This window comes from Ramlibacter sp. (assembly GCF_013697775.1).
Lineage (GTDB): Bacteria > Pseudomonadota > Gammaproteobacteria > Burkholderiales > Burkholderiaceae_C > Ramlibacter.
Window position 1 is genome coordinate 1 of the sequence record NZ_JACCWG010000037.1, and the last position, 15,900, is coordinate 15,900.

19 protein-coding genes are annotated in these 15,900 nt (G+C 70.4%); 10 read left to right on the forward strand and 9 right to left on the reverse strand.

Annotation, left to right across the window (positions count from 1 at the left end; translation table 11 throughout):
• The 3 genes from H0U68_RS02010 to H0U68_RS02020 all read right to left on the reverse strand — a co-directional run.
• Positions 1–580: isocitrate lyase/phosphoenolpyruvate mutase family protein (locus H0U68_RS02010; protein ID WP_296352490.1), on the reverse strand; the 580-nt coding region annotated here is incomplete at its 3' end.
• 103 nt (positions 581–683) lie between these two features.
• On the reverse strand, positions 684–1,031 hold the full coding sequence (locus H0U68_RS02015; RefSeq protein ID WP_296352491.1) for a copper-binding protein: 348 nt from the start codon (positions 1,029–1,031) through the stop codon (positions 684–686).
• Positions 1,028–2,140 carry a YeeE/YedE family protein gene (locus H0U68_RS02020; RefSeq protein WP_296352492.1) on the reverse strand — a complete coding sequence of 371 codons (1,113 nt, stop codon included), beginning with the start codon at positions 2,138–2,140 and terminating at the stop codon, positions 1,028–1,030. Before H0U68_RS02020 ends, H0U68_RS02015 begins: the two co-directional genes overlap by 4 nt.
• 42 nt (positions 2,141–2,182) lie before the next feature.
• Between H0U68_RS02020 and H0U68_RS02025 the strand changes: the two genes are divergently transcribed.
• The 4 genes from H0U68_RS02025 to H0U68_RS02040 all read left to right on the forward strand — a co-directional run bounded on the left by H0U68_RS02025 (position 2,183) and on the right by H0U68_RS02040 (position 3,942).
• Entirely contained in the window at positions 2,183–2,935 is a 753-nt protein-coding gene (locus H0U68_RS02025; RefSeq protein WP_296352493.1) for an MBL fold metallo-hydrolase, read from the forward strand.
• A 93-nt stretch (positions 2,936–3,028) separates the two neighbouring features.
• Positions 3,029–3,406, forward strand: a complete 378-nt coding sequence (locus H0U68_RS02030) for a hypothetical protein (protein ID WP_296352494.1) — start codon at positions 3,029–3,031, stop codon at positions 3,404–3,406.
• Between the two features lie 9 nt (positions 3,407–3,415).
• Entirely contained in the window at positions 3,416–3,670 is a 255-nt protein-coding gene (locus H0U68_RS02035; protein ID WP_296352495.1) for a DUF5985 family protein, read from the forward strand.
• Positions 3,671–3,672: 2 nt separating this feature from the next.
• Positions 3,673–3,942 (forward strand): DUF5985 family protein, encoded by a 270-nt coding sequence (locus H0U68_RS02040; RefSeq protein ID WP_296352496.1) that lies wholly within the window; start codon positions 3,673–3,675, stop codon positions 3,940–3,942.
• On the opposite strand, the gene H0U68_RS02045 is transcribed toward H0U68_RS02040, so the two are convergent.
• Complete coding sequence (locus H0U68_RS02045; protein WP_296352497.1) at positions 3,943–6,021, reverse strand: ATP-binding protein; 2,079 nt, start codon at positions 6,019–6,021, stop codon at positions 3,943–3,945.
• 186 nt (positions 6,022–6,207) lie between these two features.
• On the opposite strand from H0U68_RS02045, the gene hemN reads away from it, so the two are divergent.
• The 6 genes from hemN to H0U68_RS02075 all read left to right on the forward strand — a co-directional run bounded on the left by hemN (position 6,208) and on the right by H0U68_RS02075 (position 11,554).
• Positions 6,208–7,590, forward strand: a complete 1,383-nt coding sequence (hemN, locus tag H0U68_RS02050; RefSeq protein WP_296352498.1) for an oxygen-independent coproporphyrinogen III oxidase — start codon at positions 6,208–6,210, stop codon at positions 7,588–7,590.
• Positions 7,591–7,602: 12 nt separating this feature from the next.
• Positions 7,603–8,322 (forward strand): sulfite exporter TauE/SafE family protein, encoded by a 720-nt coding sequence (locus H0U68_RS02055; RefSeq protein WP_296352499.1) that lies wholly within the window; start codon positions 7,603–7,605, stop codon positions 8,320–8,322.
• A gap of 111 nt (positions 8,323–8,433) precedes the next feature.
• The gene (locus H0U68_RS02060) at positions 8,434–9,348 is read left to right on the forward strand and encodes a LysR substrate-binding domain-containing protein (RefSeq protein WP_296352500.1); all 915 of its coding nucleotides are present in this window, start codon (positions 8,434–8,436) and stop codon (positions 9,346–9,348) included.
• Between the two features lie 84 nt (positions 9,349–9,432).
• A complete protein-coding gene (locus H0U68_RS02065; RefSeq protein WP_296352501.1) occupies positions 9,433–10,674 on the forward strand; it encodes an MFS transporter in 1,242 nt (413 codons plus the stop codon).
• A gap of 22 nt (positions 10,675–10,696) precedes the next feature.
• Positions 10,697–11,041, forward strand: coding sequence for a hypothetical protein (locus H0U68_RS02070; RefSeq protein ID WP_296352502.1), 345 nt, complete (start codon positions 10,697–10,699; stop codon positions 11,039–11,041).
• 111 nt (positions 11,042–11,152) lie between these two features.
• Entirely contained in the window at positions 11,153–11,554 is a 402-nt protein-coding gene (locus H0U68_RS02075; protein WP_296352503.1) for a hypothetical protein, read from the forward strand.
• Positions 11,555–11,575: 21 nt separating this feature from the next.
• Here H0U68_RS02075 and H0U68_RS02080 read toward each other — a convergent pair whose 3' ends face one another.
• The 5 genes from H0U68_RS02080 to H0U68_RS02100 form a co-directional block, all read right to left on the reverse strand.
• A complete protein-coding gene (locus tag H0U68_RS02080) occupies positions 11,576–12,061 on the reverse strand; it encodes a GNAT family N-acetyltransferase (RefSeq protein ID WP_296352504.1) in 486 nt (161 codons plus the stop codon).
• 22 nt (positions 12,062–12,083) lie between these two features.
• Positions 12,084–13,244 carry a DegT/DnrJ/EryC1/StrS family aminotransferase gene (locus H0U68_RS02085; protein ID WP_296352505.1) on the reverse strand — a complete coding sequence of 387 codons (1,161 nt, stop codon included), beginning with the start codon at positions 13,242–13,244 and terminating at the stop codon, positions 12,084–12,086.
• Positions 13,241–14,098 (reverse strand): 3-keto-5-aminohexanoate cleavage protein, encoded by an 858-nt coding sequence (locus H0U68_RS02090; protein ID WP_296352506.1) that lies wholly within the window; start codon positions 14,096–14,098, stop codon positions 13,241–13,243. Before H0U68_RS02090 ends, H0U68_RS02085 begins: the two co-directional genes overlap by 4 nt.
• Positions 14,095–14,793 carry an acetyltransferase gene (locus H0U68_RS02095; RefSeq protein WP_296352507.1) on the reverse strand — a complete coding sequence of 233 codons (699 nt, stop codon included), beginning with the start codon at positions 14,791–14,793 and terminating at the stop codon, positions 14,095–14,097. The genes H0U68_RS02090 and H0U68_RS02095 overlap by 4 nt, the downstream gene beginning before the upstream one ends.
• A gap of 1 nt (position 14,794) precedes the next feature.
• Positions 14,795–15,900: hypothetical protein (locus H0U68_RS02100; protein WP_296352508.1), on the reverse strand; the 1,106-nt coding region annotated here is incomplete at its 5' end.

Here is a 15,900-nt window from a genome sequence, read left to right on the forward strand (position 1 = left end):
GCACCTGGCCGGCGATCTGCGCCACCTCGGCGGCCACGCGCAGTCCCGGCACGAAGATGCCGTCCGCCCCCGCGGCGCGGTACTGCTGCGCGCGCTCGACCGCCATCGGCACCTGCGCGCCGGCGGGCGCCAGGCTGCGCAGGTACACGTCGGTGCGGGCGTTGATGAAGAAGCTGCCGGCGTCCAGCTTGCCGCGGATGGCGGCGATCTTCGCCGCCAGCACGGCGGGCGGTTTGGATCCGTCTTCCAGGTTGATGCCCACGGCGCCGGCCTGCGCCAGCTGCGCGGCCAGCGCGGCCACCTCGGCGGGGTCGTCCGAGTAGCCGTCCTCCATGTCCACGGTGAGGGGAATGCCGATGACGCGCAGGATCCGCTCGACAGCGCCCATCAGTTCCTGCCGGGGAAGCCCGCCGCCGTCCTTGTAGCCGAGCGCCCATGCCAGCGACGCGCTGGAGGTGGCGATGGCGGTGGCGCCGGTGTCCTGGAACAGGGCCGCGCTGGCGGCGTCCCAGGCGTTGGGCAGCACCAGGGGCTGGGCGGCGGCGTGCAGGGAGAAGAAGATTCGGGCGTTGTCGCTCATGGTGTTGTCTCAGGCGCGGGTTGAACAGCGCCGCAGCATGCACGCATTGCGCCCGCGGCGCTCGCCGCAACCGGACTTGTCCCCGCTGGCTGCTGGCATTTCTTTACTGGCATTTCTCGAACCGCTGGCAGTGCGCGGAACGCTGGAGCGCCGTCACCACGTTCTCGCCATCGATGCGCTGTGCGGTGAACACCACGTTGTCGCCCGGCTTCAGCCCTTGCACCAGCTTGCGGTCCAGCACGCGGTGCGTGATGGTGGAAAACGGGATCTTCGCGCCCGGCGCGATCTTCAGCGCGATGTAGAGACGCTTGCCGCCGCCTTCCTCGAAAACGGAACGCACCACCGCGCGCGTTTGCACCAGCGCTGGAACGGCTGCGCTGTCCGCCGGCTGCGCGGATGCGCCAGCCGCCGTGCACGCCAGCAGCGCCGCGGCGAGCAGCGGGCGCATCATGCCTGCCGCTCCAGCCGCCACATCTGGTACTTCACCCCCGCCACCGCGCCCGCGATCATCGCGGCCACGGCGGTGAAGCTGGTCAAGGTCAGCGTGGAAAAGCCCGACACGCCCTGGCCGATGGTGCAGCCCATGGCGGTGACGCCGCCCACGCCCATCAGCGCACCGCCGGCCAGGTGGTGGCCCAGGTCCGCGGTGTCGCCGAAGCCTTCCCAGCGAAAGCTGCGCTGCAGCAGCGCCGTGGCGGCCGAGCCGGCGATCACGCCGCCGACCGAGACGATGCCCACGGTGAGCCGCTTGGTCGCGTCGCTGTAGAACATCAGCCAGTCCAGCGCATAGGCGATCGGCGAGACGAAGCTGAAGCCCTCGGCGCGGCGCGATTGCGTGGCCAGGAACGCTTCCTCCAGCGTCTCGGGATGCTCGGCCAGGTGGCCGACACGGCCGGTCAGCCACCACATGGCCAGCACCAGCAGGCCGACGCCGGCGCCGGCCAGCAGGTTGCGCGGCCGGATGAACTCGCGGCCCGCCAGGGTCCACGCCAGCAGCGCGCCGCCGACCACCAGGCCGGCAAGCAAGGCGGCTTGCGCGGGCCCTATACCGGTGCCCGCCGCCAGCAGCGCGCCCAGGTCCGCGTTGCGCGCGAAGTCGGCGCCGACCTTGTCCACCGTGGCGGCGCGCCACACCGCCGTCAGGCCCTTGAGCGTGGCGAAGCCGGCGATGCCGGTGACCAGCGCCACCACCAGCGCCTTCAAGTTGCCGCCGCCGATGCGCACCAGCGTCTTGCTGGCGCAGCCGGAGGCCAGCACCATGCCGAAACCGAACACCGCGCCGCCCGCCAGCGCCGACAGCCACAGCCAGCGCGGCGATGCGTAAAGCGTCTTGTCGGCGCCGAGCACGCCGGCCCAGGCCAGCACGGCGAAGCCCAGGGTTGCGACGCCAGCGGCCAGGGCCCACTGGCGCAGGCGCGTCCAGTCGCCCATGGACACCACGTCGGCCACCGCGCCCATGGTGCAGAAGTTGGTGCGCTGCACCAGCGCACCGAACGCTGCCGACAGCAGGAAGGCGCCCCACAGAACTTCCAGCGTCAGGCGTCCCACGTCAGGTGTCATCGCGAAATTCTAGGGCACGGGGGTGCCTGCACAATGCCGACCATGAACCTGTCGATGCGCCTGATCCGCAGCGCCACCGTCACGCTGCACTGGAACGGCTTCACGCTGCTGGTGGACCCCTACCTGGCCGACGCCGGCGCCGGCCGTTCCTACGGCGGCGAACTGCGCAGCCCGCTGGTGCCGCTGCCGTTGTCGCTGGACGAACTGCTGCGGGACGTGGACGCGGTGTTCGTCTCGCACCTGCACTCCGACCATTTCGACGACGCCGCGCGCGAGACGCTGCCCAAGTCCACCTGGATGCTGTGCCCGCCCGACGTGGCCGGCGGCCTGCGCGCGGACGGCTTCACACGCGTGCAGGCCATCGACGGGCAGTGGGAGCACCAGGGACTGCGCCTGCGGCTCACCGGCGGGCGCCACGGGCCGGACGCCGTGCTGGAGGACCTGGGCGCGGTGCACGGCTTCGTCGCCCAATGGGACGGCGGCAGCCTGTACTGGGTCGGCGACTCGATCTTCTGTCCGGAGGTGGAGCGCACGCTGGCCGAGGCGCGGCCGGCCGCCGTGGTGGTCCACGCCTGCGGCGCCGACTGGATGGGGCACGGGCCGATCGTGATGGATTGCGGCATGGTGGAGGCGGTGCTGCGCGCCGCGCCCGCCGCGCGGGTGATCGCCACGCACATGGACGCGGTGGACCACGCCACCGTCACGCGCGCGCAGCTGCGGGCACACTTCGGCGCGCTGCCCGCGCTGGCGCAGCGGCTGTGCATTCCGGCGGACGGGGAGCGCATCGCACTCTGAACGCGGGCCGCGCGGCCAAGGATGAGCACGCCGGGTGGCCGGGTGCCGATAGAATCGCCCGGCTTCGCGGCCGCTGCCGCCCATCCAACACACATGCGCTCGCGGCAGATCCCAGACGAGGTACGGCGGTTCGTGACGGCCGGCATTCCCTCCATTCCCTACATGGAAGCCTTGCTGATCCTCAAGGCGCGCCCCGCGTTGCCCTGGGACGCACCGCAGCTCGCCCAACGGCTCTACGTGTCCGAACCGGCGGCGGCCGGGCTGCTGGCCGAGCTCCAGGCGGCCGGTGTGGCCGACGGCGCGCCGGGCGCCGGCTACCGCTACGCCGCCGCGCTGGAGCTGGCCGCCATGCTGGACAAAGTCGAGCATTGCTATACCACCCACCTGGTGGAGATGACCGCGCTGATCCACGACAAATCCGACCACCGCGCGCGGCAGTTCGCCGACGCGTTCCGTTTCAAGAAGACATAGGAGCATTGCATGGCCGCCGCGATCTACATCCTTTGCTTCCTGACGGCGCTGGCCTGCTTCGGGCTGCTGTTGCGCGCCTGGCTGCGCACCCGCGCGTCCTTCCTGTTCTGGTGCGCGCTGTGCTTCGCCGGGCTGGCCGCGAACAACGTGATCCTGGTGATCGACAAGCTGGTGCTGCCCGATGTCAGCCTGGCGCTGCCGCGGGTGCTGATCGCGCTGGTGGCGACGCTGCTGCTGGTGTACGGGCTGCTGTCGGAGGAATGAGCATGAACGCTTTCGAAACCATGGCCACCGGCGCCGTGGCCGCGGCCTCGCTGGTCGCCGCCATGGTGTTCCTGCGCTTCTGGCGGCAGACGCGCGACGGCTTCTTCCTGTTCTTCGCCGCGTCCTTCGCGCTGGACACGGTGGCGCGCGTGCTGTCGGTCGCGCTGCGCGACGCCGAAGAGCGCGAGCCGCTGGTGTACGGCCTGCGGCTGGTCGCCTACGGCCTGATCATCGTGGCGATCTGGCGCAAGAACCGGCCGCAGCGGCAGTGATCACGCGGGCCACACCGCGCCGCCGACCGGCCCCGCCGGAATCCAGCGCAGCAGCGTGTCCAGCAGCGCGGCCGGCTCGAACGGCTTGATCACGAAGTCGTTCATGCCGGCGGCCAGGCAGGCGTCGCGGTCGGTGGACAGCGCATTGGCCGTCATGGCGATCACCGGCATCGTGTCGAAGCGGCGCTCGCCGCGGATGCTGAGCGTGGCGGTCACGCCGTCCATCACCGGCATCTGCATGTCCATCAGCACCAGGTCGTAGGGCCGCTCGGCCAGCCGCGCCAGCGCGACGCGGCCGTCCTCGGCCACCTCGGGCAGCAGGCCGGCGTCGCGCAGCAGCTCGCAGGCCACCAGCTGGTTGATGTCGTTGTCCTCCACCACCAAAATGCGCGCCCCGCGCAGGCGCGACAGGTCCGGCGCGGCGGTCTGCGCTTCGGTCTCCCCGTGTGCCGACACGCGGGCGAAGCGGGCGCTGAACCAGAAGGTGCTGCCCTGGCCCGGCACGCTGTCCACGCCCACTGTTCCCTGCATCATCTCGGCCAGCGACTTGGAGATGGCCAGCCCCAGCCCGGTGCCGCCGAAGCGCCGGGTGGTGGAGGCGTCGGCCTGCTGGAAGCTCTGGAACAGACGGCCGATCTGCTCTTCGGACAGGCCGATGCCGCTGTCGGCCACGGCGAAGCGCAGCGTCACGCCGTCGTCGTCCTGCGCAAGCAGGTCCACCCGCATTTCCACGCGGCCGGCCTCGGTGAACTTGATCGCGTTGGCGCCGTAGTTCACCAGGATCTGGCTCACCCGCAGCGGGTCGCCCATCAATTCGAGCGGCACGCCGGGGTCCACCGCGACCGACAGCGCCAGGCCCTTTTCGGCGGCGCGCTGCTGCAGCAGTTCGGCTGCGCGCTCCAGCTGCTGCGGCAGATCGAATGCCACGTGTTCGATCTCCAGCTGGCCGGCCTCGATCTTGGAGAGATCCAGGATGTCGTTGATCAGCCCCAGCAGGTGCCGGCTGGAGTGCTGGATCTTGGTCACGAAGTCGCCCTGGCGCGCGTCCAGCGCCGTCCTGGTGAGCAGGTGCGCCAAGCCCATCACGCCGTTGATGGGCGTGCGGATTTCGTGGCTCATGTTGGCCAGGAACACCGACTTCATGCGCGTGGCCTGCTCGGCGACGTCGCGCGCGCGCCGCGTGGCCGCCTCGGCCTGCTGGCGCTGCAGGAACTGGCCGACCTGGCTGCCGATCATGCGGAAGGTGGCCAGCAGGCGCCGGTCGGGCTCGCGCACGCGCGGGCTGACGAAGGACAGCACGCCGATGATGCGGCCTTGCGCCCACACCGGGAACATGCAGGCGCCGTGCAGCGCCAGCACTGGCGTGAGGCGCGCGGGCAGCACCAGCTGCTGCTGCGTGAGGTCGCTCACCCAGGCCGGCTGGCCGGACTGCCAGACCCGCCCGACCATGCCGGTGCCGGGCGTGAACACCACGTTCTCGGGCGGCGGCAGGTGCGGCGCAAGGCTGCTGGCCGGGTCGTTCCAGGCGGTGCCGAAGCGCAGCACGCCGGCCTCGGCGTCCAGTTCCCAGAAGCGCCCGAGTTCCCAGCCTTCGGTTTCGCACAGCGCCTGGATCACCGCCTTGACCGCCGGCAGCGCCGCGTCGGCCTCGGCCAGCAGGCGCGCGACCAGGTGCTCCAGCCGCAGCAGCGCTTCCTCGCGCTTGCGTCCTGAAATGTCGGAGCCGACGCCGCGGTAGCCGAGGAAGACACCCTGCGCATCGAACGCAGGCAGGCCGCTCAGGCTCAGGTAGCGCAGCTGGCCGGTCGGGCAGCGCTGGCCGAACACGAAGTCCTTGAACGGCCGGTGCGCCTGCAGCGCTTCGCGCAGCACCTCCAGCTGCGCCGGCTCCACGTCGACCAGGGGCAGGTCCCACAGCCGCCGCCCGATGAGCGCGTTGGCGTCGGCGAACGGGGGCGCGCCGCAGACGACGAACCGCAGTTCGAAATTCTGTTCCCAGGACCAGTCGCAGACCAGTTCGAGCAGCTGGGCGCAGAACCGGGCGTCACCCTTTTCCTGTGTTTCCACCAACGATGGCACCTCGCGCGTGTTCCGGTCATTGCCGGCAGCGCTCCCCTTTGTCAAGGATTCACTGTAGGGCACCCAGGTGATGTGACAAGGGGGGATTGATGCAACCCGAAAGAACTAGGCAGCGTCGCCGTTGACGCAGATCAAGGGTGCGGCGCCCGGCGTGGCGCACAGTCGCTGCCAACCACTGCACGCCGTATGAGCCACGTCACCACCGACCTGCTGCGCCGCTTCGACATTCCCGGCCCGCGCTACACCTCGTACCCCACGGCCGACCGTTTCGTGGAGGCCTTCAGCGCCGCCGACTACAGCGCCGCGCTGGCGCAGCGTGGCGAGGGCCGGGCAGTGCGGGCGCTGCCGCTCTCGCTGTACGTGCACGTGCCGTTCTGCGAGTCGCTGTGCCACTACTGCGCCTGCAACAAGATCATCACCAGGCAGCATGGCCGTGCCACCAGCTACCTGCGGTATCTCGGCCGCGAGATCCAGCTGGCGACCGGTGCCCTGGGCGGCGGGCGCACCGTCACCCAGCTGCACCTGGGCGGCGGCTCGCCCACCTTCCTGTCGGACCTGGAACTCGCCGAGCTCATGGCCATGCTGCGGCGCGGCTTCGACATGGCGCCGGGGGGAGAGTGCTCCATCGAGATCGACCCGCGCACGGTAGACCGCCAGCGCCTGCAATGCATCGCGGACCTGGGCTTCAACCGCATCAGCTTCGGCGTGCAGGACTTCGACCCCGAGGTGCAGAAGGCGATGCACCGCGTGCAGCCGGCCGAACAGGTGTTCCAGCTGGTGGCCGACGCGCGCGAGATCGGCTTCGACTCGATCAACGTGGACCTGATCTACGGCCTGCCGCGGCAGACTGCGGAGTCGTTCGCGCGCACGCTGGAACAGATCACCGAACTCAGGCCCGACCGCATCGCGCTGTACGCCTACGCGCACCTGCCCGAGCGCTTCAAGCCGCAGCGGCGCATCGTGCCGGCGGAACTGCCCGGCGCCGGCGGCAAGCTGTCCATGCTGTCGCAGGCGCTGGAAGCGTTCGCCGACGCCAGCTACGTGTACGTGGGCATGGACCATTTCGCGCTGCCCGGCGACGCGCTGGCGATTGCCAAGCGCCAGGGACGGCTGCACCGCAATTTCCAGGGCTACAGCACGCAGCCCGATTGCGACCTGGTGGGCCTGGGCGTGTCGGCCATCAGCCGGGTGGGCGCCACCTACGCGCAGAACGCCAAGACGCTGGAGGAGTACTGCGACCACCTCGACCAGGGCCGGCTGCCGGTCGCGCGCGGCCTGGCGCTGTCGCGCGACGACCTGGCGCGGCGCGCCGTGATCATGGCGCTGATGTGCCAGGGCCAGGTGGTGTTCGAGTCGATCGAGGTCGCCTGGCTGCTGGACTTCAAGCGCTATTTCTCCGGCGAGCTGGAGCAGCTGCGGGAGATGGCGGCACAGGGCCTGGTGGAAGTCGATGACGCCGGCATCCGCGTGACGCCGCTCGGCTGGTATTTCGTGCGCGCCGTCGCCATGCTGTTCGACCGCTACCTGCAGGCCGACCGCAGCCGCGCGAAGTTCTCGCGCATCATCTGACGGCACACACCGATGACGCTCACGCTGGCGGTCACGGCGCTGCTGATGGGACTGGCCGGCGGGCCGCATTGCGCGACGATGTGCGGCGCGGCATGCAGCGCGGTCGTGCGATGCACGCCGCAGCCGGTGCGCATCGCACGGCGGCGGGGGGCCTTCACGGCATTGCCGCTGAACGGCATCGGCGCATTCCAGCTGGGCCGGCTGCTTGGCTATGCGACGGCTGGCGCCGCCGCGGGCTTCGCGGTGCAAAGCTTCGCCTGGCTGGCATCCACCACCGCGGCACTGCGGCCGGTGTGGACGCTGCTGCACCTGGCGATCCTGGCTTGGGGCCTCACGCTGGTGCTGCTGGCGCGCCAGCCGGCCTGGGTGGATGCGGCCGGCCGCGCGGTGTGGCAACGCATGCGTCCGCTGGCGCAGGCGCCCGGCGGCGTGCTTGCCACCGGCGCGCTGTGGGCCTTCATGCCCTGCGGGCTGCTCTATTCCGCGCTGCTGGTGGCGGCGCTGTCGGGCGGGCCAGTGCAGGGCGCGGCGAGCATGGCTTTGTTCGCGTGCGGCAGCGGCTTGTCGCTGGGGCTGGCGCCCGGGTTGCTGCGGCGCCTGCGTGAGCTGGGAAATGGCTTGCGGCGGGACTGGGGGACGCGGGCTGCCGGCCTTGTCCTGGTGCTTGCCGCGGGGTGGGCGCTGTGGATGGATCTGGCGCACCGGGTGACGGTGTGGTGCGGGCTGGCTTGAGCCTGACAGCGTCGCGCGACCGGAGCGACTTCAGGGGTATCGCATGCTTGTGTGGAATACGGTTGTAGCTGTGCCCTAGAATCCGCGAACCCGTATTAGTCCTTTCCTCCCATGTCCCTTCCCCTCGTCCGCCTGCCTTCCCTCGACCTGATCAAGGGCTTCGTCGCGGTCAGCCGCCGCATGAGCATCACGCAGGCGGCGGAGGATTTGTGCCTCACGCAATCGGCCATGAGCAAGCAGGTGCGGGCGCTGGAGCAGGCGCTGGGCGTGCGGCTGTTCCACCGCGGCTACCGCAGCGTGTCGCTCACCGAAGCCGGCGAGCGGCTGTTCCAGAGCGCCAACGCCGCCGTGCAGCAGCTGCAGGACGCGATGGGCAGCTTTTCTTCGGGCGGCAAGCGGCCCGTGACCATCACGGCCAGCGCCGGGGTCGCCGGGCTGTGGCTGCTGCCCCGGCTGGGCGATTTCCAGCGCCGCCACCCCGAGGTGGACGTGCGTTTCGCCACCAACAACGCGGTGGTCGACCTGGCGTCCGAGCAGATCGACCTGGCGGTGCGCTACTGCGCCGAGTCGCAGGCGCCCAAGGGCGCGGTCAAGCTGTTCGGCGAAACGGTGGCGCCGGTGGCGCACCCGTCGCTCGGCCTGAGCACGCTGGATTCCAAGCAGGCGCTGGCGCGCCAGGTGCTGCTGGAGTTCGACGTGGTCGGCCGCCCCTGGCTGCATTGGGCCGACTGGCTGGCCGCGCGCGGCTGGCGCACCGCGCAGGCCAAGGGCGTGGTGCATTTCAACCAGTACGACCAGATGATCCAGGCCGCCGTGGCCGGGCAGGGTGTCGCGCTCGGCCGGCTCGAACTGCTGACACCTTTGATCGACGAGGGGCGCCTGACGGTAGTGCAGGCGGCCGCCGGCGGCGAGGGCAGCCACCATGCCTACTGGCTGGTGCAGGCCGACCGCGAGCCGCGGCGCGACGTGTCCTGCGTGGTGGAGTGGATCCTCGACAGCGCGCAGGCCCGGCTGAACGAAGCCTGACGATCCAGGCTCCAGCAGTCGTGCGTGGCATGGCATAGGCGCATTTTTCATCCTGGCTGCGCGGCGGCACGGTAGCTTCGCACCATGGAGACTCCAAACGTGGCGCAGGCACCTGCGCGCTTGAGCGGCATGCTCATCGGCACGCTGCTGGCCGGTTGCATGATTTCGCTGCTGTCCTTCGGCGTGCGCGGCGCCTACGGGCTGTTCACCGCGCCGCTCACCACCGAGCTGGGCATCACGCGCGAGGTCTATGCCATCGCCATCGCCATCCAGAACCTCTGCTGGGGCATTGCGCAGCCGCTGGCCGGTGTCGTTGCCGACCGCTGGGGTGCTCGCCGCGTGCTGCTCGCGGGTGCGATCGCCTACGGCCTGGGCATCGTCGGCCTGGTGTTCGCCTCCACGCCCATGCAGCTGTACCTCACCGCCGGCGTGCTCACCGGCCTGGGCATGGGCGGTGCCTCCTTCATCACCGTGGTGGCTGCGCTCGGGCGCGCCATGCCGCAGTCGCACCGCTCATGGGCCATGGGCCTGGGCACCGCGGGCGGCTCGCTGGGCCAGTTCGTGATCGTGCCGATCACCCAGGCCGTGATCGGCGCGGGCGGCTGGCGCAATGGCGCCTGGGTCATGGCGGCGGCGGTCGCCGTGATCGTGCTGGCCGCTTTCCTGGTGCGCGGCGACCGGCCGACGCCGCGGCCCGCGAATGAAGTGCGCATCACCGGCGGGCAGATCCTCGGCGCGGCGTTCAGCTATCCCAGCTACCTGCTGCTGGTCGCGGGCTTCTTCGTCTGCGGCTTCCAGCTCGGCTTCATCACCACGCACTTCCCGGCCTACCTGCAGGACAAGGGCCTGGGCGCCGGCCTGGCCTCCTGGGGCATCGCCATGGTGGGCCTGTTCAACGTGGTGGGCGCGTATTTCGCCGGTGTCTGGGGCGGCAAGCGCAGCAAGAAGGGCTTGCTGGCCAGCATCTACTTCGCCCGCGCCGTGATCATTCTGCTGTTCCTCACCATGCCGCTGTCGACGGCCAGCGTGCTGCTGTTCGGCGCGTCGATGGGGCTGATGTGGCTGTCCACGGTGCCGCTGACCTCGGGCCTGGTGGCCACCTTCTTCGGCACGCGCTACATGGCCACGCTGTTCGGCATCGTGTTCTTCAGCCACCAGGTGGGCTCGTTCATGGGGGTCTACATGGGCGGCTACCTGTACGAGCGCACCGGCTCGTACGACGTGGTCTGGTGGTGGTGCATCGGGCTGTCGGTGTTCGCGGGGCTGGTGAATCTGCCGATCCGCGAAAAGGTGTCGCAGCCTTTCAGCAAGCTGGTGCCGGCCTGACATTGAAATATTGAGACGCGACATGCGCCATCTCGCCTCCTTCCTCGGCTGCCTCGCGGTGCTGCTGGGAATGGCGTTCTCGCTGGACGCGCTGGCCGCGCGCACGGCGGACGCGGGCGTGGTGTGGGTGGTGACGCGTGGACCGAGCGGTGAAGCGCTCAAACGATTGCTGCACGCAGAAGCAGGGGGAACAGGGGGAATGACGAAACAGAAAGGAGACGACGCGCGCCTGGTGAATACCTGGGCGGGAGGCCGCGTCGTTGAACTTCGCGTTGCTTCCACCCGCGATCTGCAGTTGCCGCGAGGCGTGACGTGGGCCGTGCTGCGCACCACGCAGCTGACGTTTGGGCTGCCCGGCTGCGGCTGAGCGAGCTCGGGCTGTGCCGTGTACGCGGCCGTCCTACATGAACGCCTGAGCCACGCCGACGCTGGGCCAGCCTGGCTGTGCCACACCATGGCGCCAACCAAGGGGTTCCCAATGAAACGATGGCTCGTGTCGCTCGCGCTGGTCCAGGCCTGTGCTTTCGCGGTTGCGCAATCCGCCACGCCGGCCACCGGCAACGCATCCAATTTCCGCTGCGGCGGCGTCGGCGAGGCCGACCAGCAGAAGATGAAGGCCGAAGCCGGGCAGCACGACCTGATGCTGACCTTCGCGGTGTCCAGCGGCGCCTATCTGGCCGACGTGGACGTGCGCATCGCCAATGCCAAAGGCCAGGTGGTGGTGGAAGGCCGCTGCAACGGGCCGATCATGCTGGTGGACCTGCCAGCCAAGGGCAGCTACAAGGTGACGGCGCAGGCCGAAGGCCGCACGCGGACCAAGACGGTGAACGCCGGCGGCGGCACGCGCGCCAGGGCGACACTGGTCTGGCCGGTGTCCTGAGCTGACCTTCCCTGCGCTCTTTCAGCCCGCTTCCGCGAAGCGGGCCAGTGCCTCGCCGGCGAGGCGGTAGCGGACCCATTCGTCCAGCGGCACCGCGCCGAGCGACTTGTAGAAGTCGATGGCCGGCTGGTTCCAGTCCAGCACGCTCCATTCGAAGCGCCCGCAGCCGCCCGCCACCGCGATCTGCGCCAGCCGGCGCAGCAGCGCCTTGCCTGCGCCCGTGCCGCGGTGCTTCGGGCTCACGTACAGGTCTTCCAGGTACAGGCCGCGCCGGCCCTGCCAGGTGGAGTAGTTGTGGAAGTAGACGGCGAAGCCGGCTTCCTCGCCATCCACGTGGCAGACCAGCGCGCGCGACGGCGAGGTCGGGCCGAACAGCGATTCGCGCAGCAGCGGAACGGTGGCGACCACCTCGTCCGAGGCTTTCTCGTAGTCGGCCAGCTCCTGGATGAAGCGCAGGATCAGCGGGCAGTCGTCGATGGTCGCTTCGCGGATGGCGATGGTGGGCATGTGTCTCGTTCTTCTTGTCGTGTCAGGCGCCGAGCGCCGCGTGCACCGCGTCGATCACGCGCCGGGCCTCGGCCTCGGTCAGCTTGGGGCTGAGCGGAAGGCTCACCGTTTCGCGGCCGATGGCGGTGGCCTCGGGCGTGTCCTCGGGCCGCCAGCCCAGCGTCTGCTGGTAGTACGGATGCTCGGGCAGGGCGGTGTAGTGCACGCCGACGCCGATGCCCGCGCGCGTCATGCGTGTGAGGAAATCGTCGCGCCCGATGCGGCACCGCGCCTTGTCGATGCGCAGCGTGTACAGGTGCAGGCCGTGCCGCACGTGCGCGGGCGGCTCCTGCGGCAGCGCCACCGGCAGCGCGGCAAACGCCTGCTGGTAGCGCGCCCACAGCAGCCGGCGGCGTTCCCAGCCCTCCTGTACGCGCGCCAGCTGGTGGATGCCGATGGCGGCCTGCAGGTCCATCATGTTGTACTTGAAGCCGGCCTCCACCACCTGGTAGGGCTTGAAGCCCTCATCGGAAAAGCGCTTCCAGGCGTCGCGCGTCATGCCGTGCAGCGCCAGCATGCGGATGCGCTCGGCGTCGCGCTCGCTCTTGGCCAGCACCATGCCGCCTTCGCCGCTGGTGACGTTCTTGGTCACGTAGAAGCTGAAGCAGCCGAAGTCGCCCAGCGTGCCGGTGGGCTCGCCGCGGTACAGCGCTTCCACCGCGTGGGCGCAGTCCTCGATCACGGCGAGCTCGTGCTTGCGCGCCAGCGCGCCGATCGCATCCATGTCGCAGGGCAGGCCGGCGAAGTGCACCGGCACGATGGCGCGCGTGCGCGGGCCGATCTTCTCGGCGATGCGCGCCGGGTCGATGTTCATCGTGGCCGGGTCCACGTCGGCCAGCACTGGCGTGGCGCCGGTGTGCAGGATGGCGTTGGCCGTCGCGCAGAAGGTCAGCGGCGAGGTGATGACTTCGTCGCCCGCCTTCAGGCCGGCGGCCACGAAGCTCAGGTGCAGCGCCGCCGTGCAGGAGTTGACCGCCGCCACCTGCGCCGGCTGTGCGTTCTTCAGTTCGGCGAATGCTTTTTCGAACGCCGCCACGCGCGGGCCGGTGCCCAGCCAGCCCGAGCGCATGGTGGCCAGCACTTCCTGGATCTCGGCCTCCTCGATGTCGGGCGCGCCGAAAACGATGAAGGGCGCCGTGCTCAAACCGCGATCTCCATGCCCAGGCGCGCACGCAATTCGCGCGCGGGCAGCAGCGGACGCTCGAAGGATGCCGCCTGGTCCACCACGCGCTGCACCAGGTTGGCGTTGGTGGCGTGCACCGTGCGCGCGCGGTCCAGCCACAGGTTGTCTTCCAGGCCCACCCGCACGCCGTCGGCAGCCAGAATGCCCAGGCCGTTGGCGCCCAGCTGCTGGCGGCCGATGCCGGCCACGCTGACGGTGCAGCCGCTGGGCAGCGCGCTCAGGATGGCGGCGAACTGCAGCAGGTCGGCCTGCGCGCTGGCGATGTTGCCCAGCAGCACGTTGACGTAGGGCGTGCCGTCCACCAGGCCTTCGTTGCGCAGCACGGCCGCGAAGTTGGCCATGCCGGCGTCGAACACTTCCAGCTCCGGCCGGATGCCGCGCTCCTGCATGCGCTTCGCCAATTGGCGGATGGTCTGCGGCTGGTTGATGCTGGCCGACTGGATGAAGTTGAGCGAACTCAGTGTCAAGCTGCCCATGTCGGGCTTGGCGTCGCCGTCCAGGTCGAGCACGCGCGAGCGCGATTCGAAGCTGGAGTCCTTGCGCCCGCTGGTGGTCACGCCCACGATCAGGTCGCGCCCGCCCGGCAGCTTGCGGATGGCCTCGATCATGCGGCCGTAGGGCTCGGGGTCGGCGGTCTGCACCCCGTCGGCGTCGCGCGCGTGCAGGTGCACCATCTGCACGCCCAGCGCCATGCAGCGCGCCACGTCGTCCACGACTTCGTTGAGCGCCAGCGGCACGTGCGGCGACATCGCCCGCGTCGGGATCACCCCGGTGCAGGCCAGGTTGACGATCAAGGGTTCGCCGATGCGCATCATCCCCCCGACGCTTGGAGCGCGCTCTTGTTCGCCTTGCGCGCGGGGTTGCCGACGTAGACGCCGTCGGCCTCGGTGTCCTGCACCACCACGGCACCGGCGCCGATGAAGCTGCGCGGCGCGATGCGGATGCGGTCGCGCAGCACCGCGCCGACGCCGACGAAGGCCTGTTCGCCGACGGTGCCTTCGCCGCCCATCGCCACCTCGGCGGCGACGAAGGCGTGGTCGTGCACCTGGCAGTGGTGCGAGATGTGGGCGCCGCTGCGGATGATGCAGTTGTCGCCGATGCGCGCGAACGGCTGGATGATGGCGTGCTCGTAGATCAAGACGTTGTCCCCGATGCGAAGGTCCGGCCACACGCTGGCGCGGCTGGATACGTAACTGACGCAATCGTAGCCGCGCGTGCGGGCCTGCTCGAAGCGCGCGCGCCGCAGGCCGTTGATGCGGTGATAGCCCATGGGAATGATCAGGCGGTAGTCGGCCGGCGGATGGGTCTGCTCCAGCGTCTCGAATGCAACCAGCGGCAGGCCCTCGTACCGCGCGTCGCGGATGTAGGCCTGGTCCACCGTGAAGCCGGCCACGGTCCAGGGGCTGTCGTGCGCCAGGCAGTACCAGGCCAGGCTGGCCGACAGCAGGTTGCCGAACACCAGCACCGGCCGGTCGTCGGTGCCGGGGTCGCGCGAGGAGAAGCTTGCCATCTCAGTTGCCGCGCCTGGCGAAAGCGGCTATGGCCTGCTCGCACGCCTGCAGCATGCCGGCCTGCGCCTGCGCGCCCGAGAGGTCGAAGCGTTCGTGGAAGCGGCGCTTCAGCGCGGCGCCGGCCTCGCGCCGCGCGGTGGGGTCGGCGATCCAGCGTTCGACCTGCGCGAAATAGGCTTCGGGATCGGAGGCCGCGAGCGCGCCCAGCTTGTCGCCACCGTCGCCGCCGGCCAGGCTGGCCACGGCCAGGCCCTGTTCCATGGCCATGGCCACGGTGCCGCCGCCGCCGACGCGCGGCGGATTGAGGTAGATGTCGCTCATGGCGAGCCAGGTTTCCAGGTGGGGTTGCGGTTCGAAGGAATGGATCCTGGGGTGCGATGGTAAGCCCGCCACGCCCTGGCCCTGCCGCGCGCCGATCAGCACCCAATGCGCGCGCGGGTGCGCCTGCAGCAGCGCCAGCATGCGGTCGCGCCAGGCCGGCTCGATGTCCGAGCGCAGCCGAAAGCCCGCGGTGGCGAGGACCACCGCGTCGGCGGGCAGGTCCGCCAGCTCGCGCGAGCGCGGCGCGGCGTTGCCCACCGGCCAGAAGCGGAACGGGAAATCGGCGGCCTGCGGCGCCGGCAGGTGCTGCCACTGCGGACCCTGCTGCTGGCCTTCGCCGGCCAGCCACACGTCCAGCGGCACCGGCGGGGGCATGGCGTGCACCGACAGGCCGACCATCGGGTAGTGCGGCCACAGCGCCGTCGCCAGCGGCGACATGAAGCCGGCGAACACCACGACGTCCGGCGCATAGGCATGCAGCGCCTGCCCGATCTTCTCCATGCGCGTGCGCACCGAAAATTCGGCGTTGGGCATGGCGATCTGGAACTGCCCGCCGGCATAGGCCTTCAGCGAGTCGGGCAGCACCGGCTCGGGCGGCAGCGTCTCCGCGCCGCCGATGTAGGCGGTGCTGGCCGGCACCATCATCTCCTGCGCGGTGAACAGGCGCACTTCCATGCCCAGCTTGGACAGCACGCTGGCCGCGCCCAGTGCGAACATGGTGCCGCCATGCCGGCTGTTGTTGACCTGCGGCGCGTACACGGCGGCCCGGCGCGGCGGCCCCGGCG